The sequence below is a fragment of the Streptomyces sp. NPDC043746 genome (assembly GCF_056436485.1).
This window is the reverse complement of record NZ_JBWKCM010000002.1, coordinates 126,011-143,343: the sequence shown is the minus strand read 5'-3', so window position 1 is coordinate 143,343 and position 17,333 is coordinate 126,011. Positions and strand designations below refer to the sequence as shown.

The window sequence follows — 17,333 nt, the reverse complement described above, 5'->3', positions numbered from 1 at the left end:
GGCTTCCCCCTCCCTTCCCCCAACAGAAAAACCCAAACCCCCCCCCCCCCCCCCTCCCCCCCCCCCCCCCCCCCCAGGGCAGGTCTCAGGGCCCGGCCCGGAAGGCCGGAGCGTCAGGGTCTCAGTGGGCGACGACCGGAATCCGGAACTCGTCCTCGGAGCCCTCGGCGCTCCCACCGGAAGCACCGGATTCGCCCCCCGCGCCGCCGCCCGCGCCCGTCCCCGGGCGGCCGGTGTTGATCAGCACGGCGGCGACGGCGGCGGCGGCGACGAGGATGCCGACCGCCCACCAGATGGCGCTGGCGAAGCCGTTGACCATGGCCTGGAGCTCCAGGAGCTTCGGGTCCGTGGCGCGGGCCGCGTGGTCGGCGATGTACGCGGTGGTCGCGCCCGCCGCGATGGTGTTGAGCAGGGCGGTGCCGATGGCGCCGCCGACCTGCTGCGAGGTGTTGACCATCGCGGAGGCCACCCCCGCGTCACGCGGCTCGATGCCGTGCGTGGCCAGGGACATGGCCGGCATGAACGCCGTACCCATGCCGAGGCCGAGCAGCAGCATGCCGGGCAGGATGACGGCCGCGTAGCTGGTGTTCAGGTCCAGCCGGGTCAGGAGCAGCATGCCGACGGCGGCGACCAGGAAGCCGGGGGCCATCAGCAGCCGCGGCGGGATGCGGGTCATCAGCCGGGTGCCGATCTGGGTGGAGCCGGTGATCATGCCCGCGATCATCGGGAGGAAGGCGAAGCCGGTACGGACCGGGGAGTATCCCTTCACGATCTGGAGGTAGTACGTCAGGAACAGGAACAGCCCGAACATCGCGATGATCGCGAGTCCCAGCGAGAGGTAGACCCCGCCCCGGTTGCGCTCGGTCAGGACGCGCAGCGGCAGCAGCGGCGACCGTACGCGCGACTCGGTCACGACGAAGGCCAGCAGCAGGACGACGGCGGCGATGAACATGCCGACGGTCAGCCCGTCCGACCAGCCGGCCGACTCGGCGCGGGTGAAGCCGTAGACCAGGGCGACCAGGCCGAGGGTGGAGAGGACGACGCCGGGGATGTCGAGCGGCGAGCGGTTGCGGGCTCCGGACGGCTCACGGATGACGAAGTACGCGCCCGCGGCGGCGATCACGGCGAACGGGATGTTGACGAAGAACGTCCAGCGCCAGTTCAGGTACTCGGTGAGGAAGCCGCCGAGGATCAGCCCGACCGCGCCACCGCCACCGGCGATGGCCCCGTAGATGCCGAACGCCTTGGCGCGCTCCTTGGCGTCGGTGAACATCACGGCGAGCAGGGAGAGGGCGGCCGGGGCGAGCAGGGCGCCGAAGACGCCCTGGAGGGCCCGGGAGCCGAACATCATCGCCTCGTTCTGGGCGGCCCCGCCGAGCGCGGAGGCCAGGGCGAAGCCGATCAGCCCGACGACGAAGGTGCGCTTGCGCCCCCACAGGTCGGCGATCCGGCCGCCGAAGAGCAGCAGACCGCCGAAGGCGAGGGCGTAGGCGGTGATGACCCACTGCTTGTTGCCCTCGGAGATGCCGAGGTCGGTCTGGGCGGAGGGCAGGGCGATGTTCACGATGGTCGCGTCGAGCACGACCATCAGCTGGGCGAGCGCTATGAAGGCCAGCGCCTTCCAGCGGCTGGGATCGGGAATCGAGGGTCCGGCTGCCTTGGACAGCGGGGTGTCGGCGGTTTTCGACATGGGAGTGGCCACCTAGGGACTGACGTGAGCGCCGGGAACGGCGTGAGCGACGAGTGCGTACGTGAACGGACGTGAGGACTACGGCCTGCGGAAACGGCCTACGAGGTGCGGGGTGCGGAACCGGAGCGGGCGTCAGTCGCGGCGCCTCAGGTTCTCCAGGGTCGCCGCCGATCCGGGCAGCACCGAGCGGGCCGGAGCCTCCAGCCCGTCCAGGAACAGCTGGAGATGGCGGTGGGTGAAGCGGTCGATGTCCAGGCAGGCGATGCCGGGCAGCGGCCGGGTGAGCTGGGAGAGGGCGACGAGCACGTCACCGACGGCGATGTCGGTGCGCAGCCGCCCCGCGGACTGGGCGCGCGACACGAGCCCTTCGACGGCCTCTTCGAGACGGTCGCGCTCGGCGAGCAGATCGGGGTGGTCACGGTCGAAGACGCCGGAGAGCATCGGGCACAGAGCGCCGATCCGTTCGTCGGCGGCCGCGTGCACGAAGCGGCTGAGCGCGGCGAACGGGTCGGCCTCCGCGGCGACGGCCTCCGCGGCCCTCCGGGTGGTCCGGGAGGTGACCGCGAGCACGACCTCGTGGGTCAGGGCGGCCCGGTCGGGGAAGTTCCGGTAGAGCGTGGCGTTGCCGACGCCCGCACGGCGCGCGACGTCGTCGAGCGGCACGTCCGGCCCGAACTCGACGAACAGCTCGCGTGCGGCCGCGATGATCCGCTCGCGGTTGCGCAGCGCGTCGGCCCGCGGCCTGGACGTGCGGCGCGGGGCAGCCGCCTGTGCGGTGGTGTCGGCGACGGTCTCCACGACTGCGGCCCTCCCCTCTCCCTCCGGCCTCTGCGGCTGGACGATGCGTAGCTGGACGACCCCCACCCGTAACCGGGGATCATCTCCCCGCTTCAGGGGGACACCGATGCAAACGGGGAAGGGCTCCCCGCTTATTTCCCCCTCATGATGTGACCTGAGCCACATCACCTCGGGGTGGAAACCCACCGATCGGCGCACCCAGCGAGCGCCCCGGGGGCGCCGGGCACAGGCTGATCGCCAGAGCGCAGTCAGGGTCGGCCGGCTGCCGCGGACCCCGAAGGCGCCTCTATGCAGCAGCCCCGCCACCGGATACGCAGTCACCGTCGCCCCGTCGCCCTGGCCGGGGCGACCGCCCTGGTCATAGCGGCCATGGCCTCGGCGAGCACCACCCTCCCCGGGACCGGCCGGGCCACGGCGGGCCCGGTGGCGACCGCCGAGGACCCCGCGGTCGCGCCCTGCCGGATCGCCGCCGCCATGGGCGTGCAGATGTCGCTGGGCATGCCGACCCCGCCCGGATACGCCCGCTCCACCGGCGAGGTCAGGGCACTGAACCTGATGATCGACTTCCCGGACGCGGAGGCGACGGAACCGGCGGAGGACCGGCTGGCGGAGTTCTTCCCGCAGACCTCCGACTGGTTCACCACCAGCTCCTACGGCCGCCTCGACTACCGCCCCGAGGCCCCCGTCAAGGAGTGGCTGCGGATGCCGCTGCCCTTCGCGGAGTACGGGATAGAGCGCGGCTCCCCGTTCGAACCGGGCTACCGGCAGCTGGTCGAGGACATCGTCGCGGCGGCGGACCCGAAGGTGGACTTCTCCACGTACGACCTGGTCAACGTGCTGGTCACCCCGAACGCGGGCCCCTCCGCCCTGGACACCGTGCTCTCGGTGACCTTCTCCGGCAACGGGGACGCCCCGCAGGCGGACGGCGTGCCGCTGGCCAACACGTCCTTCGTCTACAGCCGCCAGGACGACGGCTCGGGGTCGTACGCGCAGACGGGCTACCGCGTCCTGCCGCACGAGAACGGCCATGTCTTCGGCCTGCCCGACCTCTACACCGTGGAGGGCGGGGGCTCCGTCGGGCACTGGGACATCATGTCCGAGGACTGGGGGGCCAACAACGACTTCCTGGGCTGGCACAAGTGGAAGCTCGGCTGGCTGGACAACGAGCAGATCAGCTGCGCCTCCCAGCCCGGCGTCAGCGAGCACACCCTGGGCCCGCTGGCCACGGCCGGCGGCACGAAGCTCGCCTTCGTCCCGCTGAGCGCCCAGTCCGGTTACGCCGTGGAGGTCCGTACGGAAGCGGGCAACGACGAGGCGGTCTGCCGCCCCGGAGTGCTGATCTACAAGGTCAGCTCGGACGTGGACACCGGCCAGGGCCCGGTCTCCGTGGCTGACGCCACCGAGGACAGCGGCGGCTGCACCCGCCGCCCCAACGTCCACGCGGAACTCTCGGACGCCCCCTTCCGCCCCGGCCAGACGTTCACGGACCGGGCCAACGGCGTACGGATATCCGTGCTGGACACGGACGGGAACGGCAACTACCGCGTCCGCATCACCCGCCCGTGACCGCCCCGGCCCCCCTGCCCCGCCCGACGACGGTGGCCCCGTCCCCCTGCCGCACGGCGAGGTCGCCCGTGCGGAACCACCCGTCGTCGAACGCCTCGGCGGTGGCGGCCCGGTCCCGCCAGTAGCGGTGCGGGGCCGACTGCCCCCGCAGCCACAGATCGCCCCGCCCGCCGTCGGGGAGCGGCTCGCCAAGGGGTCCGGTGACCCGGTATTCGGTCACCGGGGTGGGCTCCAGCCCGTACGGAAGCCCCTCCCCGCCCTCCGCCTCCGCCGACACGACGGAGCCCCCCGCAGCCATCGCCCCGTAGACGGCGGCAAGGGCGACGGGGTGGGAGAACGGAAACGCCACCGGGGTCTGCGGAACGGGTCCCAGCCCCGGAACGGCCCCCCGCGCCAGCGCGGCGGCGGCAGCCCGGTAGCGGGCGTCGAGCGCGGCCCCCGCCTGGGCGAGATGCGTGGTCACGGCCCCCTTGGCGCCACCCCCGTAGAGGATCACGGAGTCGTCCTCGGGCCGGGCCTCGACCTCCGGGGGCGCGGCCCACGGATCGGGCGCGGGAAAGTCCGCGTACCGCTCGACGTCCACCCCGCCCGGAAGCCGCCCGTCCGCCCGGCCCTCCCGGAACAGCACCACACGCACCCCGCCCCGCCGAGCCGCCCACGCCCTCACCCGCTCCAGCCGCTCCCCGTCGACGAGCAGCACCCCGGGCGCGCAGTCGTCGAGTACGGCCCCGAGCGCGTCCCCGTCCCACCGGCCATCGAGAGGTACGGCGACGAGCCCCGCCAACTGGGCTCCCCAGAAGGCGATCTGCCACTCCACGAGGCTCCGCACGTCGATGACGGCCCGGTCGCCGGGGCGCAGCCCGTACCGTTCGCTCAACCGGACGCCCAACGCGGAGGCAGCGGCGAAGAACTCCCCGTACGAGCAACGCCGTTCACCGTCGACGAGAAAGACAAAGTCCCCGTGGGCCCACGCCGGCTCCACGAACTCCCGCAACGTACGGGGCCCGTCGGCATACTCCGGCGTTCCCCGCTCCCCCCGCACGACGGCGAAGGGCGCCCCGGGGGCGGTGAGGCGGGCGACGATCCCTTCCCGGTCGTACCGGCCGGTCGAGGGCGGGGGCGGCTCGGTGTGCGACACGGGCGAGGGCCTTTCTCACGCTGACTCGGCGGAGCGGAGGCTACACGGGCGGCGCCGGCCGACCGTCCGGCGCGGGGCCCGGGAGCGGGAAGCGGGCCGTCAGCGTGTAGTGCCCGCAAGGATACGGGCCGTGGGCCAGCACACCGCCGACGACGGCGATCCGCTCGGCAAGGCTGCGCAGGCCCAGGCCCGGCCCCACTCCCGGCACCCCGGCACCGCCCTTGCCGCCCGCCTCGGCCTCGGCGGGCGGTTTCGGTCCTCCCGCCCCGCACACCCCGTCGTTCGACACGGTCAGCACCACCTCCCCCGGCTGCGCCTCCACCGCTATCCGGCACCTTCGGGCACGGCTGTGCCGCAGCACGTTGGCGGACGCCTCCCGCACAGTCGTCGCCAGGACCGTCTGGAGGAGCGGGGGCAGCGCGACGTCCGCCGGTCCCGGTTCCGCCTCGGTGCGGACACCGGCCGCCTCCAGCAGGCTCCGGACGGACTCGATCTCCGTGTCGAGGGAGAGGCAGTGGTAGCCGTGCGCCACCCGCCGGGCCTCCTGCTGGATCTCCCGCATCCCCGAGAGCGCCTCGGCCAACCGGATCCGGGCCGACTCCGGCGTACGGTCCATCAGGCGCAGGGCCAGCTCGCACTGGAGGGTGATGGCCAGCAGCCGCGGCCCGAGGAGATCGTGCAGGTCGCGGGCGAAGCGCACCCGTTCCCGTACGGCGATGCGCCGCTGGACGGCGTCGGCCGCGGCCGTACCGACGTCTTCCGCCGCCCGCGCGGACGGTACGTGCAGGGCCTGCGCCATGTCGTCCCCTTCCGGGAGAGTCTGCCTCCAGTGGTGGTGGGTGAGCTTCACCGGCCCGGCTATCACTCGGCTATACGAGCCCCTCCGCCCGCGCCCCCGCCGGTGGTACACAGGGCGCCGGAGTCGCAACGGCCCCCTCGCCGGGAGGGCCTGGACGGACAACGGGGGGTACCCATGCAGAGAATCGTGCTGGCCGAGGACATGCACATGGTCCGGGTGGCGCTGGCCGCGCTGCTGGAGATGGAGCAGGACATGGAGGTGGTCGCCCAGGTCGCCAGCGGCAGCGACGTCGTGCCGGCGGTGATCCGGACGGAGGCGGACACGGCGGTGCTCGACATCGACATGCCCGGGATGGACGGCATCACCGCCGCCGGTCTGCTGCGGGACCAGGTGCCCGGCTGCCGGACGATGATCCTCACCGGCGTCGCCCTGCCCGGCCAGCTGTGGCGGGCGCTGGACGCGCAGGTGAGCGGCTTCCTGCCGAAGCACGCGTCGCCGGACGAACTCGTCGACGGCGTACGCCGGGTGGGGGCGGGCCGCCGGGTCATCGACCCCGAACTGGCCATGTCCGCCTGGGAGATCGGGGACAACCCGCTGACCCGGCGGGAGGTGGAGGTGCTGGGACTCGTCGCGGCGGGGGCGGAGACGGGGCAGATCGCCACCACCACGAACCTGTCCGTGGGGACGGTCCGCAACTACCTCACGACGATCGTGAACAAGCTCGGCGCCCGCAACCGCATCGACGCCCTGCGCACGGCGAAGGAGAACGGCTGGCTGTGACGCCGGCCGCGACGGGCCGTGCTCCTCCCCGGCGTATAGGGCCTTTATCGGAACGCGCGCTGTACTCCCGCCATGCCAAGGAGACCACGTGCGCGGAAGCAGGGCCCGGTGAAGCCGCAGGAGGCACCCTCCGGCGGGCCGCCGCCGCACGCGCCGCACGCCCAGGACCGCACCGCGCCGCACTGGGCCCTGGACCACGCGCACCGGCTCGCCGAACGCCATCCGCCCCACCACCGCATCCTGATCCAGACCAGCATGTCCCCGAGCGGCTTCTTCCACGTGGGGAACTTCCGGGACACCGTCTGCGCCCACCTGGTCCACCGGGCTCTGCACCGGATGGGCCGCCGCTCCGCGATCCTGCTCAGCTTCGACGACTACGACCCGGTGCGCGCGGGCCAGGCCGCCCGGGAGCCGGAGCTGGCGGGCCACGGGGGGCGGCCCCTCGGGGCGCACCGGGAGCGCGCCGCCCGCATCTGCCGCACCTACCTCGCCGAGCTGCGGGCGGTGGGCATCCTGCCCGCGGAGGCCGACGAGGACGGGCGGACACCGCCGGGCGGCGGCAGCACCTGGCAGACCCACTACCAGTACGAGCGCTACCGGAGCGGGGAGTACCGCCGGATCCAGCGCCGCTACCAGCGCGACGCGCGGCGGCTCGCGGCTCTGCTCGGCAAGGACGACGGGCGGGACCTCTTCGCCGTCTACTGCCTGCAGTGCGGCCGCAACAGCACCGAGATCCACCTCCTGGACCGGCACGCCGCGCGCTACCGGTGCCTGTCGTGCGGGGCCGAGCTGACCGCCCGCGACCCCGCGGACATCAAGCCCTCATGGGCCCTGGACTGGACCCTGCGCGTCGCCCACGAGGGCATCGACTGCGAACCGGCGGGCCAGGACCACTGCAGCGCGGGCAGCACCATGGACCGGACCCGGCCGGTGTTCGACAGCTATCTCGGCTCACCGCAGCCGGTCGTCGTCCCCTACGGGCTGGTCCGCGCCGAGCGGGGCAGCGGCAAGATCTCCGGCTCGCGCGGCGGTGGCCCCTACGTACGCGATCTGCTCGCCGTGCACCCGGCCCCGCTGGTGCTGTGGCTGTACGCCCGCCGCGACTGCCTCGCCGATCTGCGGCTCGGCTTCGGCCCGGCCGCGTTCCTGGGCGCCTGTGACGAGTTCGACCGCTTCGCCCGGTCCGCGCGGTCGGCGTCCGGGGACGGGCGGGCCCGTGTCCTGTGGGAGCTGCTGACCGACGAACGGCCCGACGGATACGGAACGCTGCCTCCGATGCGTACGGTCCTGGGGGCGCTGTACGGGCACGGCTGCGCCCCCGAGGCCGCGCGGCGCCACCTCACAGCCCGTCACCCCGGCGCGGACCCGGCCCTGCTGGAGGAGCGGATCCGCCATGCGCGCTCCTGGCTCACGGCACACGGCCGGGACCGCTACTGGGCGGCGGCCGAGGATCCGCCCTCCGGGGGCGCGGTCGGCCTGTTCATCGAACAGCTGAGGGCGCACAGGGGGCCGGGCGCACCACGGGCCGGGCGCACCCGGGCCGACTTCCGGGAGATCTACGGCGCGCTGTTCGGCACGGCGCACGGTCCCCGCCTGGACACCCTCGCCGACGTCTTCGGCCCGGCCGTGCTCGCCGACGCGCTGGAGGCCTACCGCGACCGTGGTGAACGCCCCTTGCGCGTACGGGCGTCCGCCGTGTCCGACCCCGCCCTTCAGGAGGCCGCGAGCCGTGCGAGCTGAACTCTTCACCCCCGCCGGGGGCGGCCCGGTGCCCGAGGGCTGGGACGCCTTCGTCCGCGACCTCCGCGCCTGCGTGCTCTGGGAGGCCGACCTGCTGGAGGTGGCCGCCTGGGGGAGCCCGCGGCCGCTCTTCGCCGGAATGGTCCGGGAGGCGGGCGAACCCGTCGCTGCGTTCTGCGGCCGACTGGGTGTCCGGCCGCTGGCCCTGCGGTTCCGGCCGCCGGGCCGGGCGGCCGTGCCCGGCTGGTTCCAGGTCCATGTGCCCAACAGCTTCAGCCCGGGGCGGCTGTACGCCCCCGGCCTGGACACCGCCGGCCGCCGGTCCGCCACCCGCGCCTTCGAGCGGGAGGTGCGCCGCCGACTGGGCCCGCGCTGCCTGGGGATCGTGCACCTCGACGCCGACACCTCCGAACTCTCCTACCTCGGTGGCCCGTTGAGGTGGCGGCGGGCCACCTCCCCCAACGCCGTACTGCACAACCGCTGGGAGAGCATGGACGCGTACTTCGCGGGCCTGCCCCGGGGTCGGCGGCGCCGGCTGTCGGCCCTGCACCAGCGGGTGGGCGCGGATCCGGAGCTGGTCGTGGAGTCGGCGGTGCCCGTGATCGACCCGGTGCACGCCAGCCGGCTGGACCAGCTGACCCGGATGAAGCACACCGGCCGCCCGGGCCGGGTCGTACCGCTGCTGCCCGCCTACTTCGACCGGCTCAACCGATCGCCCGGCGCCTCGTACTTCGCCCACCGCGACAAGAACTCCGGCCGGCCGGTCTCCTTCGACCTGGTCCTGGACGCTCCGGGCGGCTGGCTCACCACGGTGACCGGCTCGGACGGGGGCCGGGACCTCTATCTCGACCTGTATCTGCGGGAGATCGACCGGCTGATCGCCACCGGCGTGCCCGCCGTGGAGCTGGGCCCCGGCATGCGGCAGCTGAAGGAGTCGTTCGGCGCCACGGCGGTCCCCCGCCACGCGGTGGCCGTCCCCTTCTGACCGCTGCTCTCTCCGCTCCTCCCCTCTCTCCCTCCCGCCCTGACCCCGATGCCGACCGCACGCCCACGCCCCACGACCGGAAGCAGACCCATGGACTTCACCACCGCACTCGACCACCACCTCGCGGCCATCGACGCCCGTGACCTGGAGGCCTACATGGCCACCGTCCACGACGAGGCGACGGTCGTCCTCCCCGGCGGGAGGACACTGACGGGCGCCGACGCCATCCGTGCCTTCCACCGGACGTGGTTCGACGACCCCGACTGGACGATGACGACAACGAGAACCCGCACCGTGCTGCACCAGGACACCGCGGTCGCGGTGTTCGGCGTCGAGTACCGGGACCTGGACGGCGACGGCAGGCCGTACGAGATGCGCCACGTCCTCAGCCTGGTCTTCGCCCGCGTCGACGGGAACTGGCTGCTCGTCCACGACCAGAACACCTCCCTCTGAGATGCGCGGCCGAGACCGTTACGCACGCGCCGTGCGCCGGGCCGTCGCCACGGTCCCGCACTACCGGGAGCGGTACGCGGCGACCGGCACCCTGCCGCCGCTGACCCGCGACGAGGCCGACGCGCGGCGGCATCTGCTGATGCCGCTCGGCTCGGCGCTGCTCCCCCGGCGCGACCCCGGCCGCCCGGCCGCCGAGCACATCGCGGAGCTGCGCGAGGCGCTGCGGCTGGCCGGCCACCGGACCGGCGGCCGCGAGGTGTACGAGGTCGCCCCGGCGCTGCGCGACCCCGTGCGCGCGCATGGCACCGACTGGCGGGTGGTCCTCGCGGGCACGGCACGGACCGTGGAGGCCTCGGCGGCCACGGAGGCCGGGCGGGACGCCACCGCGCACCCCACGCCCGCGCGGAACGCGCTCGTGGTGGGTGAGGCCGGGCAGCTGACGGGCCCGGCGACGGCGACCGGGGCCGAGACCGTGGAGCGCTTCCCCCTCGCGCTGGCCGCCCGCACCGGCCCGGCACCCGGTTCGCTCTGGTACGAGCCATGGCTCGGCCACCTCGGCGGTGTCCCCGCCGACTGCGGGGAACTGCACCTGGCCACCGCCCGGGTCCACGCCCGGCTGCTCGACGGGGCGACGGTGCTGACGCTGCTGCGACGGCGCCGTCCCACGCTCGTCCACGTCCGACCGGAGGGCGCCGGGTCCTTCGCTCCCGCCGTCTGCCCCCGGCACGGCGTACCGACCCTGGGGAGAACACCGTGAACTCCGCCGTATCGCCCGTCATGCGGCTCGTACCGGTCCTGCGCAACCTCGTACGGACCCACCGGCTGGAGCGGGCCGCTCCGGACCGCCTCGACGCCGAGCGTCGGCGCCTGCTCGTGCGGCTGGTCCGGCACGCGCAGGCGGACGTACCCCGCTACCGGGAGCTGATCGCACCGGAGACCGCCGCCGCCTTCCGGGGGCCGGAGGACCTGCCGTCGCTGCCGGTGCTGGACCGCGCCGAGTTCCACGAGCGGGCCCCCGAGGAGCTGCTCGCGGCCGGCTTCACCCCGGCGAACACCAAGGCGGGCACCACCAGCGGCTCGTCCGGCATCCCGATCACCATCCGCAACTCCGAGCGGGATCTGGGCTATCTGCGGGCGTCGTACCTGTACGACATGCTGGCGACGGGGCTGCGTCCGTGGGACCGGATGGCCTACTTCCGGGTCAATCCCTTCCTGCGGCACCCGCTGGAGCGGTTCGGGCTGCTCCGCACGTTCCACATCGACACCAGCGCGACGCTGGACGAACAGGTCGAGGCCTTCCTCGCGGCCCGGCCGACCTTCCTGGTCGGCTTCCCGCACGTGATCGCCTCCGTGGTGGAGGAGCTGGAGCGGCGGGGCGTGCGGTACCGGGGTGCGCGGCGGGTGCTGTTCGGCGGTGAGCGGCTGACGCCGACCGCCCGGGCCCGGGTCCTCGGCCATCTGGGGGCGCGCTGCCACGAGGTGTACGCGTCCGTCGAGGTGTTCACGATCGCCCGCACCTGCCGACGCGGCTCCCTGCATCTGCGGGCCGCGGACGTCGTGGTGGAGCTGGAGCAGGAGGACGGTTCCGTCCTGCCCGCCGACGGGAGCCGCGAGGCGGAGGGCGAGATCCTGGTGACCCGGCTGCACAGCGAGGCGATGCCGCTGATCCGCTACCGGCTCGGTGACCGGGTGGCCGTCGGCCCCGCCGACTGCGGCTGCGGGCGGCACACCCCGGTGGTGCTCCGGGTGCAGGGGCGCAGCCAGGACCGCTTCCGGGGCCCGGACGGGCGGGAGTTCTACGCCGACTTCCTCACCTACGCGGTGCAGGACTTCCCCGAGGTCTCCCGGATGCAGCTGGTGCAGCGGCGCCCGGCGCAGGTCACCGTCCGGGTGGTCCTCGCCGCGGGGGCCGAGGCCTCGGTGACGGAGCGGATCGCGGCGGCGGTGCGGGAGGCGGTTCCCGGCTTCGACGTGGCGGTCGAGGCGGTGCGTTCCATCGCGCCGGAGTCCAACGGCAAGATCAGGATCGTGAAGGTCGAGCCGGCGGCCACGGTCTGAGCGGCGGGGAGGGCCCGGCCGTGCGGCCGGGCCCTCGCCTTTCGGCCTCCGCCGCCGTCTCAGATCGCGCGGCGCTCCTCCAGCGCGGCCCGCCAGGACGGCGGGAGGTTCCGGACCACCTCGATGCCGGAGAAGACCGACGGCTCCTGCGGGCCGACCTCCTTCACCCAGGCGGCCATCCTGCCGATGCCCTCCTCCAGGCCCACGTGCCGGTCGCCGGTGCCCAGGACCTTGCGGGCCTTCTCGTGGGTGGCGTAGGCGTCGCGGACCTCGTTGCGCTCGGGCAGGTGGTTGACGCGCAGCTCCACGCCCATGGCGTCGCAGACGGCCGTGGCGATGCGGTTGACGCTGTAGACGTGGTCGCCGCCGACGTTGAAGACCTCGTTGTACGCCTCCGGGATCTCCACGGAGCGGGCGATGGAGGGTGCCACGTCCTTGATGTAGCTGAAGGCGCGGGTCTGTTCGCCGTCACCGAAGACCGTGAACGCCTCGCCGCGCAGGGCCTGGTTCATGAAGATGCCGATGACGTTGCGGTAGCGGTCGCCGATGTTCTGGTACTCGCCGTAGACGTTGTGCGGCCGGAAGACGATGTAGGGCATGCCGAACATCTCGTGGGTGACGCGGAGTTCCTGCTCGACGGAGAACTTCGCGATGCCGTACGGGTCTTCCGGCGCGGGCACCAGGTCCTCGCTCATCGGCAGCTGGTTGGCGCCGTAGACCGCGATGGAGGAGGTGAAGACGAAGCACTTGACCGTGCCCGCGTTGACGGCGGCGTTGATGAGGTTGACGCTGCCGACGACGTTGTTCATGTAGTTGAACCGCTTGATGAAGTGGCTCAGCCCTTCGGCGGCGTACGCGGCGAGGTGGAAGACGTAGTCGACGCGGTGGGCGGCGAAGACCGCGTCGACGACCTCGGGGTCGCAGACGCTGCCGTGCCGGAACTCGGCGGCTTCGGGGACGTTGGCGCGCTCGCCGCCGCTGAGGTCGTCGAGGACGACGACCCGGTGACCGGCGGCCAGGAGTTCGCGGGCCACGTGCGATCCGATGAAGCCGGCGCCTCCGGTGACGAGGGAGACGGGTGCGGGAGGGACGAGGTTCATGCCGGTTCCATTTCTTTTTCCTGGGTGGGGGTGACGGAGGTGGATGCGGGGGCGGGGGTAGTGCCGTCGGCCGCCGGGACGGCGCCGGACGGGCGGGACAGCTTCAGCAGGTGCAGCGCGGGCCCGGTCATGACGGTGGTCAGCACCGCCATGACGACGAGCACGGTGAAGGCGTTCTGGTTGATGATCCCGGCGTCCAGTCCGGCGCGGAGCACCACGATCTCGGTCACACCGCGGGCGTTGAGCAGCACGCCGAGCCCGAGCGACAGGCGCCAGGGCAGCCCCGCCGAGCGGGCGGTGACGGCGGTCCCGGCGAGCTTGCCCACGACGGCGGTGACGACCACGACGGTCCCGGCCAGGAGCAGGCCCGCATGACCGGTCACCTGGGTGAGGTCGACCGTCATGCCGACGGAGACGAAGAACAGCGGGAGCAGCAGCCTGCGGTTCACCGAGTCGAGCCGGCTCTGTACGGCGGTGAGCGCCGTGCCCGGACGGTGCGGGACCAGCATCCCGGCCAGGAACGCGCCGAAGATCGAGTGGACGCCCATCAGGTCGGTGACCCAGGCCAGTGAGAAGGCGAGCAGCAGCAGGGCGAGCAGCCGGACGGCGGACGACACCTGGGCCCGGTCCGCCCACCGGTCGGCCGCACGCACCAGGGGGCGGCCGGCGACCAGCACGGCGGCGGCGAACGCGGCGGCGAGCAGGACCGTGCCGCCCGCGCCCCAGACGCTGCCCGCCGTGGCCACCGCCATGGCCGTGGCCAGGGCGCACCAGGCGATCACATCGCAGGCGGCGGCGCAGGTCATGGCCATGGTGCCCAGCGGGTGGCGGGACAGGCCCGACTCCTGGACGATCCGGGCCAGTACGGGGAAGGCGGTGATGCTCATCGCCGTACCGAGGAAGATCGCGAAGGGGACGAAGCCGATCCCGCCCCCGGCGAACTCGCGGTACACCAGGGCGGCGGAGAGCACACCCAGCACAAAGGGGATGATCATGCTGCCCTGGCTGACCGCGCCCACGACCCTGCCGCTGCGGCGCAGTTGGGAGGTGTCGAACTCGGAGCCTACGGCGAACATGAAGAGGATCAGACCGACCTGGGCCAGGACGCCGAGCAGGGGCTTCGCCGCTTCCGGGTAGAACAGCTCGGTCGAACCGGGGAAGACCCCGGCCAGGAACGACGGCCCGAGCAGCAGCCCCGTGGCGATCTCCCCGATGACCGGCGGCTGGCCGAGCCTGCGGGCCAGCAGTCCGCCCGCGGTGGCGGTGGCGGCCACCGCGGCGAGGGCGACGACGACGCGGAGCACGGTCCCGGCGACGTGCGGGCCCTCGGCGGGCGGCCCTGCTCCGGCACCGCCCGTGCCGCCCGGTTCCGGCGCCCCGAGGCCGAAGGCGAGCGCGGCGGCGAGCACGCCGACGGCGGCGGCGGAGATCAGCAGGGGGTAGACGATGCCACGCCAGGCGGGCGTTGCCGCGGGACGCGACGGAGGCTGGGTCATCGTGGGACTCCAAGGTCGGTCGGCACGGTGGGGTGCGCGGTGGGTGTACTCGCGGGGGTCCGTGGGTCGCGCGGACACGGCTCCGCACGCCGGCGAAGAGGCCGGCCCCCGCGCACGGGACGGGCGGAGGGGGGCTTCCCGAGCAGGAGGCGGGCGAGCACCGCGTGGGCGACCTCGCCCGAGGCGAGCGCGGCCACCGCGCCCAGCGCGCCCAGCGCGGGTACGAGCACCAGGCCCAGCGCGACGGCGCCGAGCAGCCCGCCGAGCGCGCTCAGGGCGGTGGCCCGCAGGGTGTGCGGAGTCGCGTTCTCCAGAAGGTAGTTGAGGCTGCCCACGGTGAAGAAGAGCGGGACGCACAGCACGTACAGCAGCAGGACCACGACCGGCGCCGGCACGAGCGCGGAATGCTCGGCCCACCACGCCAGCCCCAGACTCCCCGCGCTCCACACCGTCCCCACGGCCGCGACGGGCAGCAGCCGCCGTACGACCCGGCGGTCCAGCGAGGCGGGGTCCACCGACCGGAGGGTCAGGGACACATGCGGCTGGAAGAGCCGCAGCAGATAGGCGAAGCCGTTGAGCAGCACGGACGAGGCCAGGATCATCAGGTACAGGTGGCCGGTCTGCTCGTGGTGCCGGGAGGCGCCGAGCATCAGGAAGAGCAGGCTCACCGTCCCGGCCGCCGCGATGTCACCGCAGGCCATCAGGGCCGAGGTGGTCACCACGGGCCGGACGACCCCGCCGCGCACCGGCCTGCCGGTGGCCCGGTACAGGGCGGGCAGATGGGCCAGGTCGAGGAGGGCCGTACCGACCAGGATCCATCCGGTGAAGGCCACGGGCCCCCAGCCGAGCAGAGCCACTCCCCCCGCCCCGACGACGATGACCAGTGACAGCGCCGCGAAGTTGAGGACGTCGGCACGGTTGCGGTCCAGAGCCCGGCAGAGCCCGACCAGCACGGTGTTCAGCCCGAGGAGCGCGGCGTACAGACCGGCGAGCAGGCCCAGCACGACCGCGTCGCCGGACCGTGCGAGCAGCGCCGCACACCCCAGCCAGACCACGGCTGCCCCGGTGAGCAGCAGGGCGCAGAGCAGCAGGACGGTGATGAGCTGGGGCCCGGTGCGCGTCGCCCTGGGCACCAGCTTCAGAGCGGACTTCTCGATGCCGAGGGCGGTGAGGGTGGTGAGCACCTGGGCGGTGCCCATGGCGGCGGCGTACGGTTCGTACCCCGTCTCCCCCCAGCTCGCCAGCAGGGCCGCGTTGGCCCCGAGCAGCGCCAGCCGGAAGGCGGTGCGCCCGGCGAGCAGCGGGGCCAGCGACCGGGGGGTGGGGCGTCGGCCCCGCTGCTCGCCGGGCGGCCCCGCCGTCATGCGGGCGCGGTGCGGCCGGGCCCGGAGGCCGCCGCGTCGGAGGTACGGGGAGCGCCGGCTTCCGGCACCGGGTCGGCGCCCCCGGGAGCCACCGCCTCGGAGGTGACGAAGCGGCCCTTGCCGCCCGCCGTGATCTCGACGCTCGAAGCCCTGGCCACCTCCAGCGGGAAGTCGCAGCCGGCCACGGCGAGCAGGCGTTCCCTGACCCGCGCGGTCAGCTCGTCCCACTCACCGGCGGAGGGTTCCCCGTCCGGTACGAGGTGGAGCCGCACGGCGCCCGTACGGTCCTGCACCACACCGCACTCCGCGATGCCGGGGAAGGTCGCGGCCAGGTGCAGGAACGTGTCCGGGTACAACTGGCGCCCGGTGGGCAGGGTGACGGCGTCGTTGACGCGGCCCGCCGTCAGCCGCAGGGTCCTGAAGCGGCGCCCGCACGGGCACGGCCGGGTGTCGATCCGGCCCACGTCCCCCAGGTCGTAGCGGATCAGCGGCATCGCGCGCTCCATGAACGCGGTCACCACCACCCGCCCCTCCGCCCCCTCGGGCAGCGGGCGACCGTCCGGACCGAGGATCTCCACGAGCAGCCGGTCCTCGGCGAGGTGGGCCCGCTGGTGCCGGCACTCGTAGGCGATGTTGAGCACCTCGAAGGCGGAGTACTCGTCGTGCACGGGAGCGCCGAACTCCCGCTCCAGCAGGGCCCGGTGCTCCGGCACGAGCAGTTCGGACTCGGTCATCACCAGTTTCAGCGTGGTGCGCAGGGCGGCGAGTTCGGCCGGGTCCAGGGCCCTCAGCAGGGCCCGCAGATGGACCGGGTAGCCGATGACGACCTGCGGCCGGGCGGCGAGCAGTTCGGCCTTGATCTCGTCCATCGGCCGGTCGGTGAGCAGGACGTGGCGGCGGAACAGCCCGGCCTTCTGGTAGCCGCGCGAGGGCGGCGCGAAGGGCCGGATGTGCGAGAGCCGGTCGGTGGGCCGGTAGCGCCCGGTCGCCAGGAACCGGCGTACGCAGGAGGCCAGGTGGTAGTCGTGGCTGCGGTGGTCGTGGACGACCGTGACCCGCCGCCCGGTGGACCCGCTGGTGCGGAAGGTGGGCAGGGCACCCGGCTCCGCCCCGTCCGCGAGAAGCTCCGTGAGGGGCCGGTCCCGCAGGACCTCCTTGTCGACGACCGGCAGCTTCGCCACCTCGGCGAGGGAACTCAGCGGGCCGGTGCGGTAGTCGGGGCGCTCACGGTAGTACGGGACCCGGGCCCCGGCGTGGGCCAGCATCCGGTTCAGCTGGCGGAGCTGGCGGCGGCGCAGGGCGCGCCGGGACCCGTACTGCCGGGCGAACGCGACGGGCACGTACCAGGCCTCTCGGAGGAACATCT

Annotated in this window: 15 protein-coding genes; 7 read left to right on the top strand and 8 right to left on the bottom strand. The window is 73.7% G+C overall.

From position 1 onward, the window contains the following. Nucleotides 1–121: 121 nt before the first annotated feature. Both AC0682_RS02730 and AC0682_RS02725 read right to left on the bottom strand, forming a co-directional pair. Nucleotides 122–1,690 carry an MFS transporter gene (locus tag AC0682_RS02730; RefSeq protein ID WP_478530606.1) on the bottom strand — a complete coding sequence of 523 codons (1,569 nt, stop codon included), beginning with the start codon at nucleotides 1,688–1,690 and terminating at the stop codon, nucleotides 122–124. Between the two features lie 132 nt (nucleotides 1,691–1,822). Beyond that, nucleotides 1,823–2,488: a TetR/AcrR family transcriptional regulator gene (locus AC0682_RS02725; protein ID WP_478530605.1), complete on the bottom strand. Its 666-nt coding sequence runs from the start codon at nucleotides 2,486–2,488 to the stop codon at nucleotides 1,823–1,825. 288 nt (nucleotides 2,489–2,776) lie between these two features. On the opposite strand from AC0682_RS02725, the gene AC0682_RS02720 reads away from it, so the two are divergent. After that, complete coding sequence (locus AC0682_RS02720; RefSeq protein WP_478530604.1) at nucleotides 2,777–4,054, top strand: M6 family metalloprotease domain-containing protein; 1,278 nt, start codon at nucleotides 2,777–2,779, stop codon at nucleotides 4,052–4,054. On the opposite strand, the gene AC0682_RS02715 is transcribed toward AC0682_RS02720, so the two are convergent. Together AC0682_RS02715 and AC0682_RS02710 are read right to left on the bottom strand one after the other, a co-directional pair. Then, on the bottom strand, nucleotides 4,041–5,192 hold the full coding sequence (locus AC0682_RS02715; RefSeq protein WP_478530603.1) for an AMP-binding protein: 1,152 nt from the start codon (nucleotides 5,190–5,192) through the stop codon (nucleotides 4,041–4,043). The two genes, AC0682_RS02720 and AC0682_RS02715, sit on opposite strands and share 14 nt — an antisense overlap. A 40-nt stretch (nucleotides 5,193–5,232) precedes the next feature. Next, on the bottom strand, nucleotides 5,233–5,991 hold the full coding sequence (locus tag AC0682_RS02710; RefSeq protein WP_478530602.1) for a sensor histidine kinase: 759 nt from the start codon (nucleotides 5,989–5,991) through the stop codon (nucleotides 5,233–5,235). Nucleotides 5,992–6,165: 174 nt separating this feature from the next. On the opposite strand from AC0682_RS02710, the gene AC0682_RS02705 reads away from it, so the two are divergent. The 6 genes from AC0682_RS02705 (at nucleotide 6,166) to AC0682_RS02680 (ending at nucleotide 12,007) form a co-directional block, all read left to right on the top strand. After that, nucleotides 6,166–6,771, top strand: a complete 606-nt coding sequence (locus tag AC0682_RS02705) for a response regulator transcription factor (protein WP_478530601.1) — start codon at nucleotides 6,166–6,168, stop codon at nucleotides 6,769–6,771. Nucleotides 6,772–6,879: 108 nt separating this feature from the next. Next, a complete protein-coding gene (locus tag AC0682_RS02700; protein ID WP_478530600.1) occupies nucleotides 6,880–8,511 on the top strand; it encodes a nucleotidyl transferase family protein in 1,632 nt (543 codons plus the stop codon). Continuing rightward, complete coding sequence (locus AC0682_RS02695; RefSeq protein ID WP_478530599.1) at nucleotides 8,501–9,496, top strand: hypothetical protein; 996 nt, start codon at nucleotides 8,501–8,503, stop codon at nucleotides 9,494–9,496. The genes AC0682_RS02700 and AC0682_RS02695 overlap by 11 nt, the downstream gene beginning before the upstream one ends. Nucleotides 9,497–9,586: 90 nt before the next feature. After that, nucleotides 9,587–9,949: a YybH family protein gene (locus AC0682_RS02690; RefSeq protein ID WP_478530598.1), complete on the top strand. Its 363-nt coding sequence runs from the start codon at nucleotides 9,587–9,589 to the stop codon at nucleotides 9,947–9,949. Between the two features lie 31 nt (nucleotides 9,950–9,980). Next, entirely contained in the window at nucleotides 9,981–10,706 is a 726-nt protein-coding gene (locus tag AC0682_RS02685; RefSeq protein ID WP_478530597.1) for a hypothetical protein, read from the top strand. Next, nucleotides 10,703–12,007 carry a phenylacetate--CoA ligase family protein gene (locus AC0682_RS02680; protein WP_478530596.1) on the top strand — a complete coding sequence of 435 codons (1,305 nt, stop codon included), beginning with the start codon at nucleotides 10,703–10,705 and terminating at the stop codon, nucleotides 12,005–12,007. Before AC0682_RS02685 ends, AC0682_RS02680 begins: the two co-directional genes overlap by 4 nt. A 59-nt stretch (nucleotides 12,008–12,066) precedes the next feature. Here AC0682_RS02680 and AC0682_RS02675 read toward each other — a convergent pair whose 3' ends face one another. Genes AC0682_RS02675 through AC0682_RS02660 form a run of 4 tightly spaced genes read right to left on the bottom strand, consistent with a single transcriptional unit; the run spans nucleotide 12,067 to nucleotide 17,331 of the window. Then, entirely contained in the window at nucleotides 12,067–13,107 is a 1,041-nt protein-coding gene (locus tag AC0682_RS02675) for an NAD-dependent epimerase/dehydratase family protein (RefSeq protein ID WP_478530595.1), read from the bottom strand. Then, nucleotides 13,104–14,603: a cation:proton antiporter gene (locus tag AC0682_RS02670; RefSeq protein WP_478530594.1), complete on the bottom strand. Its 1,500-nt coding sequence runs from the start codon at nucleotides 14,601–14,603 to the stop codon at nucleotides 13,104–13,106. Before AC0682_RS02670 ends, AC0682_RS02675 begins: the two co-directional genes overlap by 4 nt. Continuing rightward, a complete protein-coding gene (locus AC0682_RS02665) occupies nucleotides 14,600–15,967 on the bottom strand; it encodes an oligosaccharide flippase family protein (RefSeq protein ID WP_478530593.1) in 1,368 nt (455 codons plus the stop codon). Before AC0682_RS02665 ends, AC0682_RS02670 begins: the two co-directional genes overlap by 4 nt. Continuing rightward, nucleotides 15,964–17,331, bottom strand: coding sequence for a phenylacetate--CoA ligase family protein (locus AC0682_RS02660; protein ID WP_478530592.1), 1,368 nt, complete (start codon nucleotides 17,329–17,331; stop codon nucleotides 15,964–15,966). Before AC0682_RS02660 ends, AC0682_RS02665 begins: the two co-directional genes overlap by 4 nt. Between the last annotated feature and the right edge of the window lie 2 nt (nucleotides 17,332–17,333).